Raw genomic sequence first — 22217 nt, 5'->3', positions numbered from 1 at the left:
TGTGGTACGTCTGCTCGGCATTGATCCCGGCCTGCGTTTTACAGGGTGGGGCGTGATCGATGTCGAGGGCAACAGGCTCCGGCATGTGGAAAATGGCGTTATCGCCACCAATAGTGCGGACAGCGTGCCAGACAGGCTGAAGGTCCTGCACGATAACCTGCATTGGCTGATAGAACGCCTTCAGCCCGCAGAAGCCGCAGTGGAAGAAACCTACGTTAACCGCAACGGTGCTGCCACGCTCAAGCTGGGTTATGCCCGCGGCGTGGCCCTGCTGGCTCCGGCCCTTGCTGGCCTGAGTGTGGCTGAATATGGCGCGCTGGCGGTTAAAAAGGCGGTGGTTGGCACGGGTTCAGCCGATAAAAAACAGGTGGAAATGATGGTGCGCCGGCTGCTGCCGGGGGTAGAGGTTATTCGGGCCGATGCGTCGGACGCATTGGCCGTTGCCATCTGCCACGCACACCACAGGGCAAGTGCCCGCCACATTGCAGCCGGAGTCAGAATGGCATGATTGCGTTTTTATGCGGGCTGGTCATTCAGGTGGATCTGGGCAGTTGTGTGGTGGATGTGAACGGGGTGGGCTATCTGGTTGCCGCCTCCACCCGTACTCTGGCAGCCCTGCCAAACCCGCCTGAAAAAGCCCGGATTCTGATCGAAACCGTGGTGCGTGAGGATGCCATCCTGCTCTACGGTTTTTCCGAAAGTGCGGAGCGGGAGTGGTTTCGTCTGCTTACGGGTGTGCAGGGGGTTGGGGCCAAGGTGGCGCTGGGTATTCTGTCCGCCCTTTCTGCTGGTGAGCTGGTTGCCGCACTGACCACGGCCGATAAGGCCACCCTTATGCGTGCCCCCGGTGTGGGTGGCCGCCTTGCCGAACGGATATTGACCGAACTGCGTGACAAGGCAGGTAAAATGCCCGGCAGCAAGGGCGGCTTTAGTGTGCCGGTTATGGCGACCCCCGTTGGCAGCATTGAGGCCGACGCCCTTATGGCGCTTGCAGGGCTTGGGTTCCGCCGTATGGAGGCAGCCCCCGTTGTGCGCCGCATTATGGAAGCCAGTGGGCCTGACGCCACGCTGGACACGGTGCTGCGTGACAGCCTGAAGGATCTGGCGCGATGACTCCGGAATTTACCCCTGAACGGGAGATTGATGCCTCCCGTCAGAGCGAGGATGTTGGCGAGGCCGCCTTACGGCCCCAGACACTGTCCGACTTTACGGGGCAGAAGGCCAGTCGTGAAAACCTGTCCGTTTTCATTCATGCCGCCAGGAACAGGGGCGAGGCGCTGGACCATGTGCTGCTGCATGGCCCGCCGGGCTTGGGCAAAACCACACTGGCCCAGATTGTATCGCGCGAACTGGGGGTAGGCTTCCGCGCTACATCCGGCCCGGTTATCCAGCGTGCGGGCGATCTGGCGGCTATCCTGACCAACCTGCAACCGCGTGACGTGCTGTTTATTGACGAAATCCATCGCCTCCAGCCCGCGATTGAGGAAATTCTCTACCCTGCGATGGAGGATTTCCAGCTAGATCTGATTATTGGGGAAGGCCCGGCAGCCCGTTCCGTCAGGATTGACCTGCCCCCCTTTACGCTGGTGGCCGCCACAACCCGTGCAGGACTTCTGGCCACGCCTTTGCGCGACCGTTTTGGTATTCCGCTCCGGCTGGTGTTTTACACGCCGGAGGAACTCTCGCGCATTGTGGCGCGTGGGGCGGAAAAGCTGGGTTTTGCACTGTCTGCCGCTGGTGCCATGGAAATAGCACGCCGCTCCCGTGGTACCCCCCGTATTGCCGGGCGACTGCTGCGCCGGGTGCGTGACTTTGCCTCCCTTTCCGTGCCCGAAGGGCAGGTGGTCGAGGTGGACGTGGCCGATGCCGCCCTGACCCGCCTGGAGGTGGACGCGCTGGGGCTGGATGGCATGGACCGGCGTTACCTGCGGCGCATAGCCGAGTACCATCACGGTGGCCCGGTGGGAGTGGAAACGCTGGCGGCAGCACTGGCCGAATCGCGCGATACTCTTGAAGATGTGATTGAACCTTTTCTTATTCAGGAAGGGCTGGTCCTGCGCACCAGCCGTGGCCGCGTACTGGGCGAGCGTGGCTGGCTGCATCTAGGCTTGACGCCCCCACCCCGGCCTGAAAACACTGCCGGACCCCAGATGGACTTTCTGGCGGATGATGAGGAAGCTCCATGAGCAGCCACTCGATAGATTTTCGCGTTTATTATGAAGATACGGATGCAGGCGGCATCGTTTACCATGCCCGCTATCTGGCCTTTGCCGAACGGGCCAGAACCGAGGCCATTCGCAGTTGCGGTATGCCTGCCTCGGGCCTTTTGCATGATTACGGGCTGGTCTTTGTGGTGCATGACGCCAAACTGACCTACCGCATGCCCTTGCGGCTGGATGATGTGCTGACCGTAACAACACGGCTGACATCCCTGCGGGCCGCAAGCTGCCGGCTGGAACAGATTATAACTCGTGGGGACGATGTTTCGGCTGAGGTGGACGTAGGGCTGGCATGTGTGCGTGCAGCAGATGGGCGTCCTGCCCGATTTCCGCCTTTATGGCATGATCTTCTGACCCGGTTGGCACCAAAGGACTAAAAGCGCCTCTTCTGCTTTTTTACGGAAAACAGTAAGAAGCAGCAGTGTTGGGCCGTGAGGAATCTCGCCCGAGTCGGAGACTGGTGGCCCGCAACGGGTGCAGAGGCAGGAGGCATTATTGGATCGTGCGGTTGATGCGGCAAATCTCGGCGTGAGCGCGGCGGGAGACCTGTCGGTTTGGGCGTTGTTTATGAACGCCTCGCTTGTGGTCAAGCTGGTCATGCTGGGGCTGCTTTTGTGCTCCATCATGGTCTGGGCCATTATTATCGACAAGTTTGTAACAATTCGGCGGATCAACCGCGCGGCTTCTGGGTTTGAGGACCGGTTCTGGTCCGGTGGCAGCCTTGATGACCTGTACGAAAGCGATGGTGCAAAACCCGTAAGCCCGATGGCCGCCGTGTTTGGTGCTGCCATGGGTGAATGGCGGCGTTCAGCCCGTATTCCCGGTGTGGATCTGGTGCGAGGCGGGGTCAAGGAGCGCGTGGACCGCGCCATTGGCATTACCATCACGCGGGAGATGGATCGCCTGCGCCGCTGGGTGATTTTTCTGGCAACCGTGGGGCCGGTGGCACCGTTTGTCGGGTTGTTCGGTACGGTGTGGGGGATCATGCACTCCTTCAGCTCCATTGCGGCTGAACACAACACCAATCTGAGCGTTGTGGCCCCCGGTATTTCGGAAGCGCTGTTTGCAACGGCCATTGGCCTGCTGACCGCTATTCCCGCTTATGTCGCCTACAACGTTGTCAGCAACAGTCTGGACCTGTTTGAAGACCGTCTGGAAGGATTTGGCACCGAATTTGCGGCCATTCTCTCCCGCCAGTCTGAAGAAAGGGTCTGAGCATGGCCATGCCGTCTGGAGGGAGCCGTCGCCGCCGCAGGCGTCCGATGGCCGACATCAACGTGACCCCCATGGTGGACGTCATGCTGGTGCTGCTGATCATCTTCATGGTCACATCTCCCATGATGACCAGCGGCGTGAATGTTGACCTGCCCAAAACCGATGCGCGGCCGGTCAACTCGGACAACAAGCCGATTACGGTATCCATCAAGGCTGATGGCAGCCTTTACCTGGGGGATACGCCTGTTACCACGGACCAGCTTGTGGCCCAGCTCAAAGCCGCAGCGAACAATGACTCCGAACACCGCATCTTTGTGCGGGGGGATGCCCACATAGATTATGGGCAGGTCATGCAGGTCATGGGGCAGATTACCGCAGGTGGATTTACGCATGTGGCTCTGCTGGCGCAGCAACCCGCCAGCGCCGGGCAATAAGCCATCCGGTCGGGTGGAGAGGTACGAATACGATGCCCATGGCACGGCCACGCCGGTCTGATCAGGTCCTGCTCAGGCGGTCCCTTTATGTGTCTGGTGCGGCGCATATCGCGGCACTGGTGGCACTGCTGATCTCTCTGCCAACACCGCGGCCGCCGGAAGAACCGCCGCAGCCGACGGTGGAGATGGAGTTCGAACCATCGGACGCGCAGGATGGTGGGCCATCCGCTAAGGCGGAAAAGCCTGCGGAAGAGCCGCGTCCGCCAGCCCCTGCCGTGCAGGACGCACCCCCTACGCCAGAACCGCCCAAGGATGTGCCGAACGAGGAGCCTCCTCCGCCTCCTCCACCGCCGCAGCCTGTGCCACCCCCGCCCCAGACCGAGGCGGAGCCGCTGCCGGATGTGCCCTTGCCACCCAAGGCGGAGGAACCCTCGCCAGAGGCCGTTAAAACGCCTCCGTCCCCTCCTGCGCCGGTCAAGCCCTCACCCAGTGTGGCTCCGCCATCCCCCATGACGCAGCAGACGGATACGCTGCCCGATACGGTGGTGCCATCGCACATTACGCAGCCTAACAAGGCCAAGAAGAGCGAGCCTGACACCCATTCGCTGCTGGAAACGCTGGATACCTTCCGCTCGGACCAGAAGCAGACACACGCACCCAAAGCCCGCGCCAACCCGCAGGCCGGGGGAGCGCCCAATGGGGGTGGGTCGCCTGTTGGCAGTAACATTACGGGCAGCCTGAGCGTTGGGCAGCAGAAGGCCATAGGGGCATCCGTCCGGCGTTGCTATTCGGAAGATACGGCAGCCAAGGACTACGCCAGCTTTGTGGCCCATCTGGTGGTGACTGTGGACGCAACGGGCGAGGCACGCATTGTGCAGTTCGCGCCGGAAACACAGGCCCGTATGAACGCGGATGCATCTTACCGCGCACTGGCGGAGCGCGCACGGGCAGCCGTGCTGAGCCCCACATGCGCCAAACTGCCCATTCCCGAGGAGCTGCTTGGCCAGCCCCGGCAACTCAAATTTGTCTTCAGGCCTTAAAAGCAGGCCACACGGAGGAAAACACATGTTGATGAGTACCCGGCCTCTTATCTCTGATCAGGACGCAGATGCTCTGGTGGGCGCGCTGCGCCGCCGGACCCTGCTTGGTGCCAGCGTTGCCGCAGGGGGCATTATGGCCACGCCGCTGGCCGCCTTTGCTGCTTCTGCCGCGCCAGAGGCGGAAATTACGGTTGACCAGGCCCGTACGGCCCCCATTCCCATTATCATCCCCGATTTTGGTGGGGGGCTTGGGCAGCAAATGGCGGAGGTGCTGACCAACGACCTCAACAACACTGGTCTGTTTAAGGTCATTCCCGGTGCGTCCACTGCGGCCAAGCCGGACTTTGCCACGGCCAAGGGGCTTGGGGCCCATGCGCAGGTTACTGGCAGCGTTGCAGGAAGCGGCGCGTCCGTGCGGGTGGAAATCCGCCTGTGGGATGTGCTGACCCAGCAGCAGATTCAGGGCACGGCCTATACCACGTCCGCTGCCAACTGGCGGCGTATCGCCCATATTGTAGGGGACGTGATTTACGAACGGATGCTGGGTGAGAAAGGGTATTTTGATACCCGTATCGCCTTTATCTCCCGTTCCGGGCCGCGTGGGCACCAGCGCACACGGCTGGCCATCATGGATCAGGACGGTGCCAATGCCCGTATGCTGACGGCAGGGAATTGGCTGACGCTGACGCCGCGCTTCAGCCCTGCCAAGGACCAGATCGCCTTTATGTCCTACGCCAATAACCGGCCACGGGTGTATCTGTTTGACCTCAATACCGGTCGGCAGCAGATTCTGGGGGATTTCCAAGGCATTTCGTTCGCCCCGCGCTTTTCTCCCGATGGGCGTTCGGTCCTGTTGTCTGTTACCCGCAATGGTGGGTCTGACCTGTATTCGGTCGATCTGGCCTCGGGCGCGCGCAGGCAGCTGACGGCCTCGGGCGCGATTGACACTAGCCCGTGTTACAGCCCGGATAGCTCCAAGATCGTGTTCAACTCAGACCGAGGCGGCAGCCCGCAGCTTTACATCATGCCTGCTGGTGGTGGGACCGCGCAGCGTATCTCCTACGGTCAGGGCACCTACGGTTCACCCGTATGGTCCCCCCGTGGGGATCTGATTGCCTTTACCCGTATTGCAGGGGGTATGTTCTCGCTTGGGGTTATGCAGCCTGATGGGTCTGGTGAGCGGATTATGACCGAAGGCTTTACGGTGGAAAGTCCGAGCTTCTGCCCCAACGGGCGTGTGCTGGCCTATTGCCGCCAGAGCCGCGCCGGCGCGGGTGGGAGCGGGTTTAGCTCCACCATCGGCATGGTTGATATTACGGGCTTCAATGACCGTGTTCTGCCTACGCCGGAAGGGGCATCTGACCCGGCATGGTCCCCCCTGAATGGGTGATGGATTATTCTCCCGCCCAGTGTTTGGGCGGGAGAAGTTTTCATAATTTCGCCGTAATTTTCTTTATAATTTCGCAAAATGGGCCTAGTGTGCGTAAGGCTGGAGTGTGTTGTTTGGGTATCAGTCAAGGTATGGCTGATATGAGAAACAGAGAACACGCTTGACCGGTCGCTAAAGCTATGGCTTACGGCGAAATGGTCTCCAAAATTCGTCGGCTCTTCGAAGGGTTCGGAGGGGAGCAGAAGAATACGCGGGGATACAAGGTTATTAACTTCTTTTCTCCGAATAGCCCTATGGCTAATTCTCAGGATCCGACACATGAGACTGAAAGTTGTTGCTGCGCTTGGTATGGTTGCTCTTCTGTCAGCCTGTGCGCACGAAAATGCAAACACAGGTGCTTCCACCGGCGCGGCTGTTCAGCCGTCTGGCCCGGTGCCGGGCAGCGAAGCTGACTTGGTCGCCAACGTAGGGGACCGCGTATTTTACGACCTGAACAAGAGCGGCCTGAGCGAAGACGCCAAGGCAACCCTGCAGAAGCAGGCCGACTGGCTGGCCAAGTATCCGCAGGTGAACGTTGAAGTTGCAGGCAACTGCGATGACCGCGGCACCGAAGAATATAACATTGCTCTGGGTCAGCGCCGTGCAAACGCTGCACGCGACTACCTGGTGGCCAAAGGTGTGACCTCTTCGCGTATTTCCACCATCTCTTACGGCAAAGACCGTCCCACGGCTCTGGGTGACAACGAAGAAGCTTGGGCTCAGAACCGTAACGCCATTACGGCTGTGAAGTAAGGTTTTCAGACTTTTCTGAAATCTGACTGATCAAGCGGAACAGGCCGGGCCCAAAAAGCCCGGCCTGTTTTGTATTTCGTGTCTTGTTTTGCGGGAAGGAATGATGGAATTCTTGCCCGTCTTTTATGGATGGGGTGAGGTTCTAATGAAGTCCCGGATTCAAGCAGTACGCGTTGTCCGCCATGGTCTGGTGCTTTCGGGGCTGGCCGCGGTGCTTATGGGCACCGCTAGCCCGGTCGGTCACGCACAGGACGTTACAAGCCGGGAAGGCATTGCCCTGCAAAACCAGATTCTGGCGCTCAAACAGAGCATGAGCCAGATGCAGGCGTCTCAGGCAGACGGGGGAGCGCTGCCGCCTCCATCCGCCACGCCGTCCTCCTCGTCCTCTGCCAATGGGGACCTTGTGTCCCAGTTGCTGGACCGGGTGAACACGCTGGAACAGCAGCAGCGCGACATGCGTGGCGAAATTGACCAGCTGACTAACGATTTGCAGCAAAAAACGGCAGCCCTGTCCAAGCAGATGGCGGATAGCCAGTTTGCAGCACAGGCCGGTGCGGCTGGTGCAGGGGCTGCTGCCCCCGCAGCAGCAGCGGCAGATACGGCAGCAGCACGCCCCACAACGCCGGATGCCTTGTTGAGTGCAGGTAAAGCCGCTCTGCAGAAGCGTGATTATGACACCGCGCATGACAATGCAGAGGCAGCGCTTAAAAGTGCCAAGGGGGCGTTCCGCGTGGATGCCCAGTTCCTTCTGGCGCAGTCGCTCGCTGGGCAAAAGCAGTATCGCCAGTCTGCCGTGGCCTATTACGACGCCTATCGCCAGTCTCCCAAAAGTGCGCGGGCGCCCGATGCCCTGCTGGGCGTTACCGCCTCCCTGCTGGCGTTGGGGGACAAAAAGTCTGCGTGTGAGGCGCTGGGTAAGCTGAACAACGAATTTCCTTCCCCCGCACCGCGTGTGGCCCATGCTGCGGAAATTTATGGGCGTAAGGGCGGCTGTAGCTGATGCCTTTTGGTTGCTGGGGGTAAGAATATTCCGGTTCTGTTTGCTCATCGGCCGGTTTTTTCGGACCAGCCGGTCTCGCCGGAATGGTTTGCAGCGGTTTTGCAAAGCCTTGGCCCCTGGGTAGAGGATAGTCCGGGCCAGGCGCCTGTTGCCCTTGCTGTTTCCGGTGGGGGGGACAGTCTGGCCCTTGCCTGGCTGGCCCGGCGCTGGCGCAGGAATTTGCTGGCTCTTGTCGTGGACCACGGATTACGGCCAGAATCCGCAGCCGAAGCGCAGCTTACGCTGGAACGTCTGGCCCATATGGATGTGCCGGCCCGGCTGATTACCCTAACAGATCTGGCAAAAGGTCCTGCCATAGCGGCGCGTGCACGCACGGCCCGCTATGCCCGTATGGTGGAAGCCTGCCAGCAGGCAGGTTGCGTGGACCTCCTGCTTGGCCATCAGGCCGATGATCAGGCCGAGACGGCATGGATGCGATCCAACGCAGGCAGCGGGCCGGATGGTCTGGCGGCTATGGGGTGGATCAGCCACACCCCGGATGTCCGGCTTGTGCGGCCTCTGCTTGGGGTCTCCCGCGCAGCCTTACGCAATACGTTACGCAAGGCCGGGCAGGCGTGGGTGGATGACCCATCTAATCTGGATATGAAAGCCGAGCGTGTGCGTGTGCGCTTTGCCCTGCATGAGGGTGGGCTGTCCGAACAGTTCTGGTGTCTTGCCATGGATGCCGGGTGGCAGCGTATGGAGCGGGACAAGGCCAATGCGGCCAGTTTGGCGCGGACTTGTGCGTTTTATCCGCAAGGCTGGGTCGGGCTGGGGGCTGCGTTGCCAGAACCGGCTGTTCTTTCGGCCGTCATCCGCACGGTGGGGGGGCTGCGCTACCCTCCGGCACCTGCTGCCGTAGAGCGGGTGTGCAAAAAGGGGGAGGCAGCCACTCTGGCGGGCACCCGTCTTGTCAGATGGCGGGATGAGTGGTTTCTCATTCGGGAGCAGGCCGGGGTTGCGGCTCCGGTTGCGGCCAGCCCCGGCGTTGTGTGGGATGGCCGCTTTGTGCTGCATGCCCCTTCTGCCCTGTTGCGTTGCGGGGTATATGTTGGGGCGGCAGGTTATGGGTTGCCTCGTAAGACCCGTGGCGGATGGCCCGCCCTGTTCTGCGCGGGGCTGCCAGCCTTATGGTGGCAGGGGCAACTGGTTTGCGTGCCGCATCTGGGCTGGAGTCTTTCAGCCGACTGGGATGGTGCTTTTTTTGATTTCAGACCGCCTGTTCCCGCAACCGGAATGGGTGTGTACGGGTGCAAAAAAGTACACAACAAGGACTATGTGGGACCCGTGGGCTAGGAAAACGGTTCAGGCATCCCATTTATAAGAGCAAAGGTTGCTTTTTTCCCCGGGCGCCGGGCAAGATGGCAGGACACTCCGGCGCTTTACGCACTAGAAGTATGGACACTCGGGCAAGATGAACAATTTAGGTCGCAATCTGGCGCTTTGGGTCAGCATTATCCTGCTGCTGCTGTTACTTGTGAACATGTTCCAGCCGGGCACGGCGCAGCATGCCGCCCAGCAGTTGGCATATTCCGATTTCGTGGCGGATATTGATTCCGGGCATGTGCGGTCTGTTGTCATGCAGAACCACAATATTTCCGGCACGCTGACCGATGGCACAGCGTTTGAGACCTACGCGCCCATGGACCCCTCCCTTGTCTCGCGCATGGTGGGCAAAGGGGTCGAGGTTGTGGCCAAGCCGCTGGAGCAGGATGGTAGCCCGCTGCTGCGCTACTTCCTGAACTCCCTGCCCATTATCCTGCTGGTAGCGGCATGGCTGTTTATGATGCGCCAGATGCAGGGGGCCGGTGGCCGCGCCATGGGCTTTGGCAAGTCTCGTGCCAAGATGCTGACCGAAAAGCACGGCCGCGTGACGTTTGAAGACGTCGCTGGCATTGATGAAGCCAAGGGCGAGTTGCAGGAAATCGTGGATTTCCTCAAGGACCCGCAGAAGTTTACGCGTCTGGGCGGTAAAATTCCCAAAGGTGTGCTGCTGGTTGGCCCGCCCGGCACGGGTAAGACCCTGCTGGCCCGCGCCATTGCGGGTGAGGCCAATGTGCCCTTCTTCACCATCTCCGGTTCCGACTTTGTGGAAATGTTTGTCGGTGTTGGTGCCTCCCGCGTGCGGGATATGTTCGAGCAGGGCAAAAAGTCCGCACCGTGCATTATCTTCATTGACGAAATCGACGCCGTTGGCCGCCACCGTGGTGCAGGCATGGGCGGCGGTAACGATGAGCGCGAACAGACCCTGAACCAGATGCTGGTGGAAATGGATGGCTTTGAAAGCAATGAGGGTGTGATCCTGATTGCCGCCACCAACCGCCCGGATGTGCTGGACCCCGCATTGCTGCGTCCCGGCCGGTTTGACCGGCAGGTTGTGGTGCCGAACCCCGACGTTAGCGGGCGTGAGAAAATCCTGCGGGTGCATATGCGCAAGGTGCCTCTGGCATCCGATGTGGACCCGCGCATTATTGCCCGTGGCACCCCCGGTTTTTCTGGCGCGGATCTGGCCAATCTGGTTAACGAAGCCGCTCTGTCCGCCGCGCGCCTTGGCCGCCGCACGGTGTCTATGCGTGAATTTGAAGACGCCAAGGACAAGGTGCTGATGGGTGTGGAACGTCGCTCGCTGGTGATGAGTGAGGACGAGAAAAAGCGCACTGCTTACCATGAGGCCGGGCACGCCATTACGGCCGTGCTGGTTCCGGAGAGCGAACCTATCCATAAGGCGACCATTATTCCGCGTGGTCGCGCGTTGGGTATGGTCATGCGTCTGCCAGAAGATGACCGGCTTTCCATGAGCAAGAAGAACGCCATCGCGCATCTGGTTGTGGCCATGGGCGGGCGTGTTGCGGAAGAAGTGATCTACGGGAAGGACAACATCTGCAACGGCGCTATGGGGGACATTAAAATGGCAACCCGCGTGGCCCGCAGCATGGTGACCGAATGGGGCATGAGCGACAAGCTGGGCATGATTGCCTATGCGGATGACGATCAGAACAACAGCTTCTTTGGTGCTTCGCGCAACTTCTCCGAACAGACGGCGCGAGACATTGATGAGGAAGTCAAACGCCTGATTGATGAAGCCTATGTGCAGGCCCGTAATTACCTGCATGACCACGTGGACGAACTGCATCGTCTGGCCGAAGCCCTGCTGGAGTATGAAACGCTGACGGGTGAGGACATTCGCCAGATCATGCGTGGTCAGCCGATTGAACGGCCGGAAGAAGCAGAAGATGGCCCGGTTAACCGCCGTGCTTCCGTGCCGCAGGTAACGGGAGAAGTTCCTTCTTCCGACCCGGCTGATGGTGGCGGCGCGGTTCCCGCCCCTCAGCCCGGCTAATGGCAGGGTGCGGTAGTAAGCGGACATAAAGCGGAAGAGGCGGCACCCAGTGCCGCCTCTTTTGTATGTTGGGGACGATAAAAGAGGACAAAAGGTATGTGGCGCAGGCTGGTTGAACCTATGGGGCTACTGTTCGGGCAGATGGCGCAGGCCGCCATACAGCAAGGGGTGGCGTTGCCGCTTCAGAACAGTACCGCAGCGTTTACAACTGTGCTGCTGATTGATGGGGACAAGGTTTCTGGCCCCATGCCAGTTGGCGCCGTGCCCAATACGTGGCTCCCGGTGGTGCAGCGCCTCGTTTCTCCCGTGTCGGATGCGGGGCTGCCTTCTGGCCCGTTGGTTATGGGTATTCTCAATACAACGCCGGATAGTTTTAGCTGTGCAGGGCAGCATTTGCAGGCGGAAAACGCCGTGCACGCTGGCAGGCAGATGGTGCATGATGGCGCCGGTATGCTGGACATAGGGGGCGAGAGCACGCGGCCGGGTGCTCAGGTTATCTCGCCTCAGCAGGAGTGGGAGCGGGTTGCCCCGGTGCTGGAAGGGTTGCGCCACACCCTGCCGGATGTGCCGCTTTCGGTGGATACGCGGAATAGTCTGGTCATGGAGCGGGCGCTGGCCGCAGGAGTCCGTGTGATTAACGATGTCTCAGCACTGGAGCATGACCCGGATGCCCTGCCTCTGCTGGCGGATAAAGATTGTGGCGTTGTGCTGATGCATATGCGTGGCACGCCCCAGACCATGCAGGAGCACACCCATTATACCGATGTCGCCTGTGACGTGGTGCGTGAACTGGGGCAGAGGGTGGATGCCGCGGTTGCCGCCGGTATTGCCCGTGGCCGGTTGATGGTTGATCCGGGCTTTGGGTTTGCAAAAACCAACGAGCAGAACACCGCTCTGCTACGCCGTATTCTCCTGCTGGCCAATCTGGGGTGCCGTGTGGTCTGCGCCCTTTCGCGCAAGCGGATGATTGGCGCATTAACGGGCGTTACGGATCCCGCGCAACGTGACAGCGGTACGGTTGCGGCGTCTCTGGCGGCCCTGCCATTTGGGAACCCACTTTTGCGGGTGCATAATGTGGCTGCCATGGCGCAGGGGGTGCGGGTGTGGCAGGGCGTGTATGGCGCTTGAACACACTGTAAGTTAAAAATATTTTTTGTCGTCCGAACATGGTTTCTTCCAACAGGAAACCGTTTTAGGAAAGATGGGCAGGACAGGATCAGGAGTTTCCGCCAGCAACGGCCAGAGTATTCAGGTCCATTGCCGACTGCGGAATGGAATGAGTATTATGAAGCGATTTTTCGGAACAGACGGTATTCGGGGCACGGCCAATATTACCCCCATGACGGTGGAAATTGCTCAGAAGCTGGGGCAGGCGGCTGGTCTGCACTTCCGGCGGGGGGACCACCGGCACTGCGTGCTGCTGGGCAAGGATACCAGATTGTCCGGCTATATGATCGAAAGCGCGCTGGTTTCCGGCTTTCTGTCCGCCGGTATGGATGTCACACTTGTGGGGCCTCTGCCCACCCCAGCCATTGCCTTGCTTACCCGCTCCCTGCGGGCCGATCTGGGGGTCATGATCTCCGCCTCCCATAACCCGTTTGGGGATAACGGGATCAAGCTGTTCGGCCCTGATGGTTTTAAACTTTCCGATCAGGATGAGCGCACGATTGAAAACCTGATGGTAACCGATCTGCATGCGGATATGGCAGACCCGGCCCAGATTGGCCGTGCCTCGCGCCTGAATGATGCAGCCGGTCGGTATATTGAAAGTGCTAAATCGTCCTTCCCCCGCAAGCTGCGGCTGGATGGTATGAAGATCGTCATCGACTGCGCCAATGGCTCGGCCTACCGGGTTGCGCCTACCGCGTTGTGGGAGCTGGGGGCGGAGGTTATTCGCATTGGGTGTGACCCCAACGGCGTGAATATTAACGAACAATGTGGCTCCACCCACCCGGAGGCGCTGTGCAAGGCCGTTGTGCAGCATGGTGCGGACATTGGCATTGCACTGGATGGTGATGCAGACCGGGTGCTGATAGCGGATGAAACTGGCCGCTTGATTGATGGTGACCAGATTCTGGCTCTTATTGCCCGGTCATGGGCTGCGGAAGGCCGTCTGGTGGGCAATGCCGTGGTGGCTACGGTTATGTCCAACATGGGCCTTGAACGGTTTTTGGAAAGCATGGGTGTTGGGCTGGAGCGCACGGCAGTCGGGGACCGGCACGTGGTTGAACGGATGCTGGAGCGGGGCGTTAATGTGGGGGGCGAGCAGTCCGGCCATATGGTGTTGACGGACTTCGCCACGACTGGTGACGGGCTGATTGCCGCCTTGCAGATTCTGGCCGTGCTGGTAGAGGCCGGACGGCCTGCTAGCGAGGTATGTCGCCTGTTCCAGCCTTTTCCGCAGAAGTTGCGCAACGTCCGCTATGCAGGGGCCTGCCCGCTGGATACGGATGAAGTGCGCCAGCGCCAGCACGAGGTAGAGCGCAAGCTGGCCGGGCATGGCCGCCTGTTGTTGCGGCGTAGCGGAACGGAACCGCTGGTACGCGTTATGGCTGAAGCGGAAGATGCCGCATTGGTGGACGAAGCCGTGAGCCAGATGTGCGCTGTGCTGGAAAAAGTGGCCCTGCCTGCCTGAATAAAAGAGAAAGCCGATATGGACGTTGCCGCCCCTTCACGCCCCAGAGTTCTGTCCATTGCAGGGAGCGACTCTGGTGGTGGGGCGGGTATTCAGGCGGATATTAAAGCCATTACCGCTCTGGGTGGTTACGCCATGACGGCCATAACGGCCTTAACAGCGCAGAACACATGCGGCGTGCATGGCATTCTGCCTGTGCCCCTTCCGTTTATTCGAGATCAGATCCGTTGTGTGGTGGACGATATTGGTGTGGACGCCATTAAAACCGGCATGTTGGGCGGCGTGGCGGAAACACGGACAGTTGCCGCAGAAATAGCAGAAATTAAACAGAAACTGCCGGGTCTGGTGGTTGTTGTGGACCCGGTTATGGTGCCAAGGGGGGGCGGCCCTGTTAGCCGAGGATGCTGTGGCCTACTTGTGCACAACGCTTCTGCCTCTTGCCTCGCTCATCACGCCTAACTTGCCAGAGGCGGAAAAGCTGACTGGTCAATCCATCCATACCGTGGAGGATATGAAGGCAGCGGCCCTCTGGCTACGTGAGCGTACGGGGGCCGCAGTACTGCTTAAGGGGGGGCATATGGCCGGGGAACATCTGGTGGATGTTCTGCTGGATCATACAGGATTTACGGAGTTTGCGGGGCAACGCATTGCAACCCGGCATACGCATGGTACGGGCTGTACACTGGCAAGCGCTCTGGCCACGACCCTTGCACAGGGCCTCACTTTGCCAGAGGCAGTCAGGCAGTCACGCCATTACGTGTACAACGCCATTTTACAGGCGCCGGAACTGGGGCAGGGCGCGGGGCCTTTGTGGCACGCGCACGCATGGCACCCGGCGACCCGGCCCGTATAAGAGAGCAGGCAGTAGGTCCGTTAGTCTCCTACGGCCTGCAACTGGCGCATCGCGCGCTCTGGCGTTGTGGCCAGTTGGGAGAGGGTTGCCAGAGAGGACGGAACAGGTGGCTGTGCATCCGGGTCATGCAGGATGTAACCTCGGCCCCATACGGTGGAAATCAGGTCCTCGGCTCCAACAGTCTGGAGTTTTTTACGCAGTTTGCAGATAAACACATCAATAATCTTGATGTCCGGCTCATCCCGCCCACCGTAGAGGTGGTTGAGGAATGTCTCCTTGGTTTGGGCAATGCCTTTGCGCAGGACCAGCAGTTCCAGAATAGCAAATTCCTTGCCAGTCAGGTGCAGGGGGTGCCCCTCATACGTCACCGTGTGGTTGTTCAGGTTCAAGGTCAGTGCGCCAACCTGTGCAACCGGGTGGGCATAACCGTTTGAGCGGCGCAAAATGGCCTGTGCACGGGCAATCAGTTCGGCGGGTTCAAAGGGTTCGGCCAGATAGTCATCTGCTCCAAGGGTAAAGGCACGGATTTTGGCGTCTGGTGTATTCACGCTGGAGAGCATGATAACCGGTGTGGTGACCTTGAGCGTGCGGAGCGTGTTGAGAATGGTGTACCCATCCATATCCGCCAACGTCATGGTGATAATGGCTAGGCCGTAGTCATAATTGCGCAGTAATTCTATGGCATTCTGGCCGGACCGGGCCAGATCAGCGGCAAATCCAGCTTTTTTAAGGGCTGAAAGAATGACGCGGCTGGAGGTAAACTTGTCCTCGGCAAACAGGATGCGCATGACGGGCCTCACGTAGCAGCAGGAAGGCTATACACCTTGTGGTTGTATTGTGTTCGTGTGGATATACCTTTACGTGTTTTTTAGAAAAAATAAACACAAATTCATAATATTTTTATTATATTACTAATGGCAGATATGCACTTAAATCATAACTAAAAAGATACATTCAAAATGGATTTTTACGTGCACGCTCCGAATATACATGGAGTTCCATGAAAATGGCATATAAAACACACAAATGTTAAGTAATTTTTCCGGTATTTTGGTTTGTTATTTGCATTGGGTTTTAGTATTTCCTAACAAATCTCATGTTTGTAAAAAATTTACAAATTCACTGCTTCACCCTTTTCGCTTCCAGCCTGATATGAAAAAGGACAATCTTGGACTTTGGGCATAAAGGGTTGTCCATGAGGGAGCAGGAGTAGAAAGCGGTCATGTTGCTCAAAACCGAAGCCGATACGGCACAACTGGCCAGAACTCTTGCAGGTCTTGTGCAACCCGGAGATGCCATTTTGCTGTCTGGCCCCTTGGGGGCAGGCAAAAGCGTGTTTGCACGCGCCTTTTTGCGGAGTGTTTGTGCAGACCCGGCGCTGGAAGTGCCAAGCCCGACCTATACGCTGGTGCAAGCGTATGATGCGCCCGTGGCCACGGTTTATCATTTTGACCTGTGGCGCCTGAGCAGCCCGGATGAGCTGGATGAACTGGGGTGGGATGATGCGTGCGAGGGCATCATGCTGGTCGAATGGCCCGAACGGCTGGAGGATATGATGCCCCCCCATGCCCTGCACCTTACACTGGACGTTGCGGAGGATGGCAGCCGGACTGCAACTCTTGTTGGGTGGCCGGGGCGTTTGCCAACATCATGCGGCGCAGGCCCGGAGAACGGGGCATGAAGGTCGCCACCATTCCCGCGCATCTGCCGTTTCTCGACCAGTTGGCCGGGCGGTGGATAGAGGCATCGGGGCATGACCCGGAAGCCATGGGGGAAGGCACAATTATTCTGCCCGGCCGCCGGGCCGCCCGTGCGTTAACGGAGGCCTTTTTACGGCGCATGGACGGGCGCAGTATGTTGCTGCCCCGCATTATGCCCATTGGTGCGCTGGATGAAACCGAACTGGGGCTGTCCGTCTGTGGTGGAGCGGATGCTCTTGCCTTGCCACCAGCCGTAACCGGTATGACCCGGCTGGCCGTGTTAACCCGGCTTATTTTGCAGGCCGATGGTGCCTTTGGCACCCGCCCCACGCTGGATCAGGCATGGCCTTTGGCCCGCGCATTGGCGGAGTTGATGGACGAGGCCGAGTGGGCCGGGGTGAACCTGCTTGAGCGCCTGCCAGATGCGGTGCAGGAGAGTTTTGCCGAACACTGGCAGATTATTCTTAAGTTTCTGGAAATCGTGACGGCGGCATGGCCCGCATGGCTGCAAAGTCAGGGGCTGATCAACCCCGTGGCCCGGCAGGTTGCGTTGCTGGCCTCTCAGGCGCGGTTGTGGCGGACTATGGGGGAACAGGGGCAGACGGCCCGGTTATGGGCTGCCGGTTTTACCCATGCCATGGCGCCCACGGCAGAAGCGCTGCAGGCTATTCTGTCCTGCCCAGAGGGTAAGGTCATTCTGCCGGGGCTGGATACGCTCATGCCCGAGGATGTGTTTGCCACCTTGCCAGATAGCCACCCGCAGGCCGGTATGAGCCACCTGCTGGCCGCGTTAGAAACCCGGCGTGAAGACGTGCAGGTATGGAATGCGCCGGGCGGCGAGCCCGCGCGTGCGGCGGTGCTGTCCCGTATTATGCTGCCTGCCGCGGCATTGGATGACTGGTCAAAACCCGGACCGGTGGAACTGGCGCATGTCAGCCGGTTTGAGGCCGCTGACCAGCAGGAAGAAGCCGTGGCCATCAGCATGATTATGCGGGACGCTATTGAGCAGCCCGGCCACAGGGTTGCGTTGGTGACTCCAGACCGCGGGCTGGCTGCCCGCGTTGCCACAGAGCTGGAGCGTTGGGGTATTCTGGCGGATGACAGTGCAGGGGCCACGCTGGCGGATACGCCGGTGGCTGTTCTGCTCAGGCTGGTGGCGCAGGCGGTGGATAGCCGGTTTACGCCGGTGGCCCTGCTTTCTGTCCTCAAACATCCATTGGTGGCCTGTGGTCTCGCCCCCGGTGTGTGCCGTGCCACAGCCCGCCTGCTTGAGCGTGCCGTGCTGCGTGGCCCGTCCCCCGTGCCCGGTTTTGCCGGGCTGTGCGCCGCCGTAAGGGACAGGCTTGAACCCCGGAGGGAAAAAGACCGGCAACGCATAACGGAAGGGGAAACCGCAGACCGCCCCTTTGGCCCCGAACCCTTGCCAGCCTTTATGGAACGGCTGGCCCATTGTCTGGAGCCTGTTCTGGGGTGGGACGAGGCAGAAGGAGCCGTGCAGGCCGGGGTTGCGGGCACACGGCATCAGGCGGCGGTGCCCGACCTGCTGGCGGCCCTTGTGGCAACCGTGGAGCGCCTTGCCCGCACGGATGAGGATGACGCCGCCACCCGGTTATGGAAAGGGGAAGATGGCAGTTTGCTGGCGTCCCGCCTGAGCGAACTTATGCTGGCAACAGATGTGTTGCCGCCCCAGCCTCCCGCCGTGCTGGACGGGTTGCTGACTGCCGTACTGGCGCAGGAACGTGTGGCAACGCGCAGGGGCAACAACCCGCAGGCCCTGCACCCACGCGTGCTGATCTGGGGCTTGTTCGAAGCCCGCCTGCAAACGGCGGAAACTGTAATTCTGGGTGGCCTGTCCGAAGGGGTGTGGCCCCCCGCGCCCGATGCGGGACCGTGGATGAGCCGCCCCATGCGCAAGCGGGTAGGCCTCCCCCCGCCTGAACAGGCCGTGGGGCAAGCCGCGCATGACTTTTTTGCCATGGCGGCCTCGGCGGACCATGTGGTTCTGTCTTCCGCTCGCAGGCGGGAGGGAGCACCCGTGGTGCCAGCCCGCTGGCTGACCCGGCTGGACGCCTTTCTGGCGGGTTGGGGGGGAGCGTGCCCGAACATCCGGTTCTGTCTTGGCTGGCGCAACTGGACCAGCCGGATGGCCCTGCCATGCCGGTGGCTCCGCCGCGCCCCACGCCAGATGTTTCCCTGCGCCCGCGCCGCCTGAGCGTTACGGAAATAGAAACATGGATGCGCGACCCCTACGCCATTTATGCGCGTCATATTCTGAAACTTGACCCTATGCCGGAGCTGGAGGAGGGGCGGATGCCTCCGATTACGGCATGATCGTGCATGACGCGCTGGAACGGTGGGTCAAAACCTATGGTGTGTCGTGGCCAGCCGATGCGGAACGCAAACTGGCGGATATGTTCAAAGCCTGCCTTGCCGAACAGGCCTTGCGCCCCGCTCTGCAAGCATGGTGGGCGCCCCGGCTGGAGCGCATAGCAGGCTGGGTTGCACAGGCAGAAGAAAAACGGCGTGCTACCCACGGCGTGCCGCAAGCCATTCTGACCGAAATTGCAGGGGCTGTTGTGGTGCCAGATGCACCGGGCGGTCCTTTCCGGCTGGTTGGTCGGGCAGACCGGGTGGAGCTTGGCGCGCAGGGCCGCGTGATTGTGCAGGATTACAAAACAGGAATGCTGCCTTCCATGCGGGATGTGCTGTCCGGCTGGAGCCCGCAGTTGCCGCTGGAGGCCGCCATGCTGCTGCGTGGCGGGTTTGCCGCAGCCCCCGGTGTGGCGGAAATTGGCGGCCTTATTTACTGGCGTTTGACGGGTGGCGCGGAGCCGGGGGAGGAAGTGGCCGTGGCCTCCAAGGACTATCCCGACCTGACCGATCTGGCCGAACACACATGGCAAAGCCTGCTGGTTCGTATTGCTGCGTATGACAACCCTGCACAGCCTTACCTCTCCCACCCTCATCCGGGGCAGGAGCCTCGCTTTGCGGATTACGCCCGTCTGGCCCGTGTGCCGGAGTGGAACACAGGGCGCATGGAGACGGATGCATGACCACCAGCACGGCTCAGGGCGCGTTGCATACCGCCATTACGCAGGCTAACCAGCAACAGGCCATGGCGTCCGACCCCACGGCGTCCGTCTTTGTTTCGGCGTCCGCTGGGAGTGGTAAAACCAAACTGCTGATTGACCGGCTGCTCCGGCTTATGCTGCCAAGGGTGGAGGTCGATGGTTCCATTGTGCCGGGCAGTGAACCTGCACGTATTCTATGCCTGACCTTTACCAAGGCCGCAGCAGCGGAAATGGCCATTCGCCTGCAAAACCGCCTTGGTCGTTGGGTTACATTGCCGGATGAGCGGCTTGATGCAGAGCTGGAAGCCCTGTCCGTTCCCCGCACGGAGCAGACAAGGCGCAAAGCACGCGCCCTGTTTGCCGAGGTGCTGGACCTGCCCGGCGGTATGCGCATTGGCACTATTCACGCCTTTTGCCAGTCGCTTTTACGCCGCTTTCCGCTTGAGGCCTCCATGAACCCGCATTTTACGGTCATGGAGGAAACAGACGCAGCACTGGCCCTGCAAAGCTGTGTGGAAATGGTGCTGGCCGGTCAGGCCCCCGCGACGGTCGCCCCGCTGGCCGGGCAGATCGGGCTGGGAGATTTTGTGGCGCTGGCGGGCACACTCCGGCGGGATGGCCGGGCACAAGCCGCGCGCGAGCTTGTAAGTGCCCAGCCCGAACAGGCGCAGGCGTTGCTGTGCCGGGTGCTTAAGTTACCCCCAACGGCTTTGCAGCAGACGGATGAGGATGTTCTGCAAGCTGCCTGCACCGGGTTTGAGGGCGAGGCCGTGTTGCGGGATGGCCTGCGTTTACTGGCGGAAGAAGGTTCCGCCACAGTGAAGGCCAACGTGCATACCCTGCTGGACTGGCTGGCCCAGCCCCCTGCTGCAAGAGCTGCGCAATGGGATGTGTGGCGCAATGGCCTGCTGACCAAAGATGGCAAGTTGCGCAGCCGGGGCCTGCTTTCCGCCAAGCAGGCGGAAAAATATACAGATCTGGCCGAGGCGCTGCAAAAAGAAGCCGAGCGTATTCTGGCGGTGGAAGAAGGCCTGAACGCCCGGCAACTGGCCCGTCTGGGCGTTGCGTTGCTGAAAATGGCCGCCCCCGTGGCCAACCTGTTTGACCAGCGCAAGGCCATGCAGGGGCAAATGGAATATGATGACCTGATCCACCGCACCCTCTCCCTCCTGCGGGAGCCGGGGGCCGCATGGGTCATGTACAAGCTGGATGGTGGTATAGACCACCTTCTGCTGGATGAGGTGCAGGACACATCCCCCGAACAGTGGCGTATTGCGGGTGACCTGACAGAAGAATTTTTTGCGGGTGAAGGCGCACGCACGCAGGAGGAAGGGCCGCGCACCGTTTTTGCGGTGGGGGACTATAAGCAGTCCATCTACGGTTTTCAGGGTGCTGACCCTGAAGAATTCCGGGGCTGGCGGGCGCGCTTCAAACAGCGGGCGCAGGCTGCGGGCATGCCGTGGCGGGAGCCGGAGTTGACGGTGTCCTTCCGTTCCACAGCGCCTGTGTTGCAACTGGTTGATGCGGTTTTTGCCGACCCGCAGGCCGCACGTGGCGTGGCGGAGGAGCAGGGCCGCGCCATGCGCCATATTACGGCCCGCCCCGGCCAGGGTGGGCGTGTGGAGTTATGGCCGTTGGCCGAGGTGGAAGGGGCGGAGGACAGCATAAGCCCGTGGGAGCCAGCTGGCGTAAACGCCACCCGGCAAAGCCCACGGCAGAAGCTGGCCGATGCGCTGGCCAGCGCCATTGCGCGCGAGTTGGCTGCTCCCCCCGCACCGGGGCAGAAAGCCCTGACCCCGGCAGACGTGTTGGTGCTGGTGCCGCGCCGGTCCTCTTTTGTCCCGTTGCTGGTCCGCGCGCTCAAAGGGCACAACATTCCAGTGGCAACGCTGGTGCGTACCGGGCTTGCGGACCAGCTTGTGGTGCAGGACCTGATGGCCCTGTGCGCCGCTCTGCTGCTGCCGCAGGATGATCTTACACTGGCCTGCGTGCTGACTTCCCCTCTGGGTGGATTGTCGGATGATAGTCTGATGGCGCTGGCCGTGGGGCGTACACCCGGTGCGCCGTTATGGTCCACATTACGGGAGCGCCATGCGCAGCGGGCGGAGTGGGCACAGGCGTGGCAGATGCTCAACGCCCTGTTTGGCCGGGTGGATTATCTGACCCCGTATGAACTGCTGTGCGCAGCCCTTGGCCAGCACGGGGGGCGTGCACGCCTGCTGGCGCGGCTGGGGCCGGAAGCAGCAGAACCTATGGACGAACTGCTGTCCGCCGCCCTGCGGTATCAGGAGCAGCACCCGCCCTCCTTGCAGGGGTTCCTGCACTGGCTCCGCCATTCGGAGGAAACCGTCAAGCGTGAGGCCGAAGCAGGGGGTAACGCGGTCAGGGTTATGACGGCGCATGGCTCCAAGGGGTTGCAGGCCCGGCTGGTTATTCTGCCCGACACAGTCGGTATTCCCCGGTTTGAGGATAGGCTGTTCTGGGCGCAG

Annotated in this window: 17 protein-coding genes and 2 pseudogenes; 18 read left to right on the top strand and 1 reads right to left on the bottom strand. The window is 60.6% G+C overall.

Going from position 1 to position 22217, the window contains the following annotated elements; all coding sequences use genetic code 11:
* Nucleotide 1 precedes the first annotated feature (1 nt).
* From ruvC to thiD, 15 genes and pseudogenes are all read left to right on the top strand, one after another.
* Nucleotides 2-508 (top strand): crossover junction endodeoxyribonuclease RuvC, encoded by a 507-nt coding sequence (gene ruvC, locus AGA_RS01730; RefSeq protein ID WP_059022725.1) that lies wholly within the window; start codon nucleotides 2-4, stop codon nucleotides 506-508.
* A complete protein-coding gene (gene ruvA, locus AGA_RS01725; RefSeq protein ID WP_059022724.1) occupies nucleotides 505-1113 on the top strand; it encodes a Holliday junction branch migration protein RuvA in 609 nt (202 codons plus the stop codon). Before ruvC ends, ruvA begins: the two co-directional genes overlap by 4 nt.
* Nucleotides 1110-2186, top strand: a complete 1077-nt coding sequence (ruvB, locus tag AGA_RS01720; RefSeq protein WP_059022723.1) for a Holliday junction branch migration DNA helicase RuvB — start codon at nucleotides 1110-1112, stop codon at nucleotides 2184-2186. Before ruvA ends, ruvB begins: the two co-directional genes overlap by 4 nt.
* Nucleotides 2183-2596 carry a tol-pal system-associated acyl-CoA thioesterase gene (gene ybgC / locus AGA_RS01715; protein WP_059022722.1) on the top strand — a complete coding sequence of 138 codons (414 nt, stop codon included), beginning with the start codon at nucleotides 2183-2185 and terminating at the stop codon, nucleotides 2594-2596. The genes ruvB and ybgC overlap by 4 nt, the downstream gene beginning before the upstream one ends.
* Before the next feature lie 97 nt (nucleotides 2597-2693).
* Entirely contained in the window at nucleotides 2694-3434 is a 741-nt protein-coding gene (tolQ, locus tag AGA_RS01710; protein ID WP_157065270.1) for a protein TolQ, read from the top strand.
* Between the two features lie 2 nt (nucleotides 3435-3436).
* Complete coding sequence (gene tolR / locus AGA_RS01705) at nucleotides 3437-3868, top strand: protein TolR (RefSeq protein ID WP_172793710.1); 432 nt, start codon at nucleotides 3437-3439, stop codon at nucleotides 3866-3868.
* A 32-nt stretch (nucleotides 3869-3900) separates the two neighbouring features.
* Nucleotides 3901-4908, top strand: a complete 1008-nt coding sequence (locus AGA_RS01700) for an energy transducer TonB (RefSeq protein WP_172793709.1) — start codon at nucleotides 3901-3903, stop codon at nucleotides 4906-4908.
* A 25-nt stretch (nucleotides 4909-4933) separates the two neighbouring features.
* Nucleotides 4934-6298 carry a Tol-Pal system beta propeller repeat protein TolB gene (gene tolB, locus AGA_RS01695; RefSeq protein ID WP_059022719.1) on the top strand — a complete coding sequence of 455 codons (1365 nt, stop codon included), beginning with the start codon at nucleotides 4934-4936 and terminating at the stop codon, nucleotides 6296-6298.
* Nucleotides 6299-6616: 318 nt separating this feature from the next.
* Nucleotides 6617-7090, top strand: a complete 474-nt coding sequence (pal, locus tag AGA_RS01690; RefSeq protein ID WP_059022718.1) for a peptidoglycan-associated lipoprotein Pal — start codon at nucleotides 6617-6619, stop codon at nucleotides 7088-7090.
* A gap of 145 nt (nucleotides 7091-7235) precedes the next feature.
* Nucleotides 7236-8090: a tol-pal system YbgF family protein gene (locus AGA_RS01685; RefSeq protein ID WP_231945894.1), complete on the top strand. Its 855-nt coding sequence runs from the start codon at nucleotides 7236-7238 to the stop codon at nucleotides 8088-8090.
* Nucleotides 8091-8096: 6 nt separating this feature from the next.
* Nucleotides 8097-9425 (top strand): tRNA lysidine(34) synthetase TilS, encoded by a 1329-nt coding sequence (gene tilS / locus AGA_RS01680; protein ID WP_059022717.1) that lies wholly within the window; start codon nucleotides 8097-8099, stop codon nucleotides 9423-9425.
* A 118-nt stretch (nucleotides 9426-9543) separates the two neighbouring features.
* The gene (ftsH, locus tag AGA_RS01675; RefSeq protein WP_059022716.1) at nucleotides 9544-11469 is read left to right on the top strand and encodes an ATP-dependent zinc metalloprotease FtsH; all 1926 of its coding nucleotides are present in this window, start codon (nucleotides 9544-9546) and stop codon (nucleotides 11467-11469) included.
* Nucleotides 11470-11565: 96 nt separating this feature from the next.
* Nucleotides 11566-12597, top strand: coding sequence for a dihydropteroate synthase (gene folP, locus AGA_RS01670; protein WP_059022715.1), 1032 nt, complete (start codon nucleotides 11566-11568; stop codon nucleotides 12595-12597).
* A 148-nt stretch (nucleotides 12598-12745) separates the two neighbouring features.
* Nucleotides 12746-14104, top strand: coding sequence for a phosphoglucosamine mutase (glmM, locus tag AGA_RS01665; protein WP_059022714.1), 1359 nt, complete (start codon nucleotides 12746-12748; stop codon nucleotides 14102-14104).
* Between the two features lie 18 nt (nucleotides 14105-14122).
* Nucleotides 14123-14957, top strand: a pseudogene (thiD, locus tag AGA_RS14415) (bifunctional hydroxymethylpyrimidine kinase/phosphomethylpyrimidine kinase).
* 20 nt (nucleotides 14958-14977) lie between these two features.
* Here thiD and AGA_RS01655 read toward each other — a convergent pair.
* Nucleotides 14978-15745 (bottom strand): response regulator transcription factor, encoded by a 768-nt coding sequence (locus AGA_RS01655; protein ID WP_059022713.1) that lies wholly within the window; start codon nucleotides 15743-15745, stop codon nucleotides 14978-14980.
* A 434-nt stretch (nucleotides 15746-16179) separates the two neighbouring features.
* Here AGA_RS01655 and tsaE point away from each other — a divergent pair, with 434 nt between their 5' ends.
* From tsaE to AGA_RS01640, 3 genes and pseudogenes are all read left to right on the top strand, one after another.
* Nucleotides 16180-16638 (top strand): tRNA (adenosine(37)-N6)-threonylcarbamoyltransferase complex ATPase subunit type 1 TsaE, encoded by a 459-nt coding sequence (tsaE, locus tag AGA_RS01650; RefSeq protein ID WP_059022712.1) that lies wholly within the window; start codon nucleotides 16180-16182, stop codon nucleotides 16636-16638.
* A pseudogene (addB, locus tag AGA_RS01645) lies at nucleotides 16635-19710 on the top strand (double-strand break repair protein AddB). The gene tsaE and the pseudogene addB overlap by 4 nt, the downstream one beginning before the upstream one ends.
* Nucleotides 19707-22217: UvrD-helicase domain-containing protein (locus AGA_RS01640; protein ID WP_059024578.1), on the top strand; the 2511-nt coding region annotated here is incomplete at its 3' end. The pseudogene addB and the gene AGA_RS01640, both read left to right, overlap by 4 nt.

The sequence above is a fragment of the Acetobacter ghanensis genome, from assembly GCF_001499675.1.
In the GTDB taxonomy this organism is placed as follows: Bacteria; Pseudomonadota; Alphaproteobacteria; order Acetobacterales; family Acetobacteraceae; genus Acetobacter; species Acetobacter ghanensis.
Note: the sequence above shows the minus strand (reverse complement) of the source record. Positions and strands in the feature narration are given on the sequence as shown.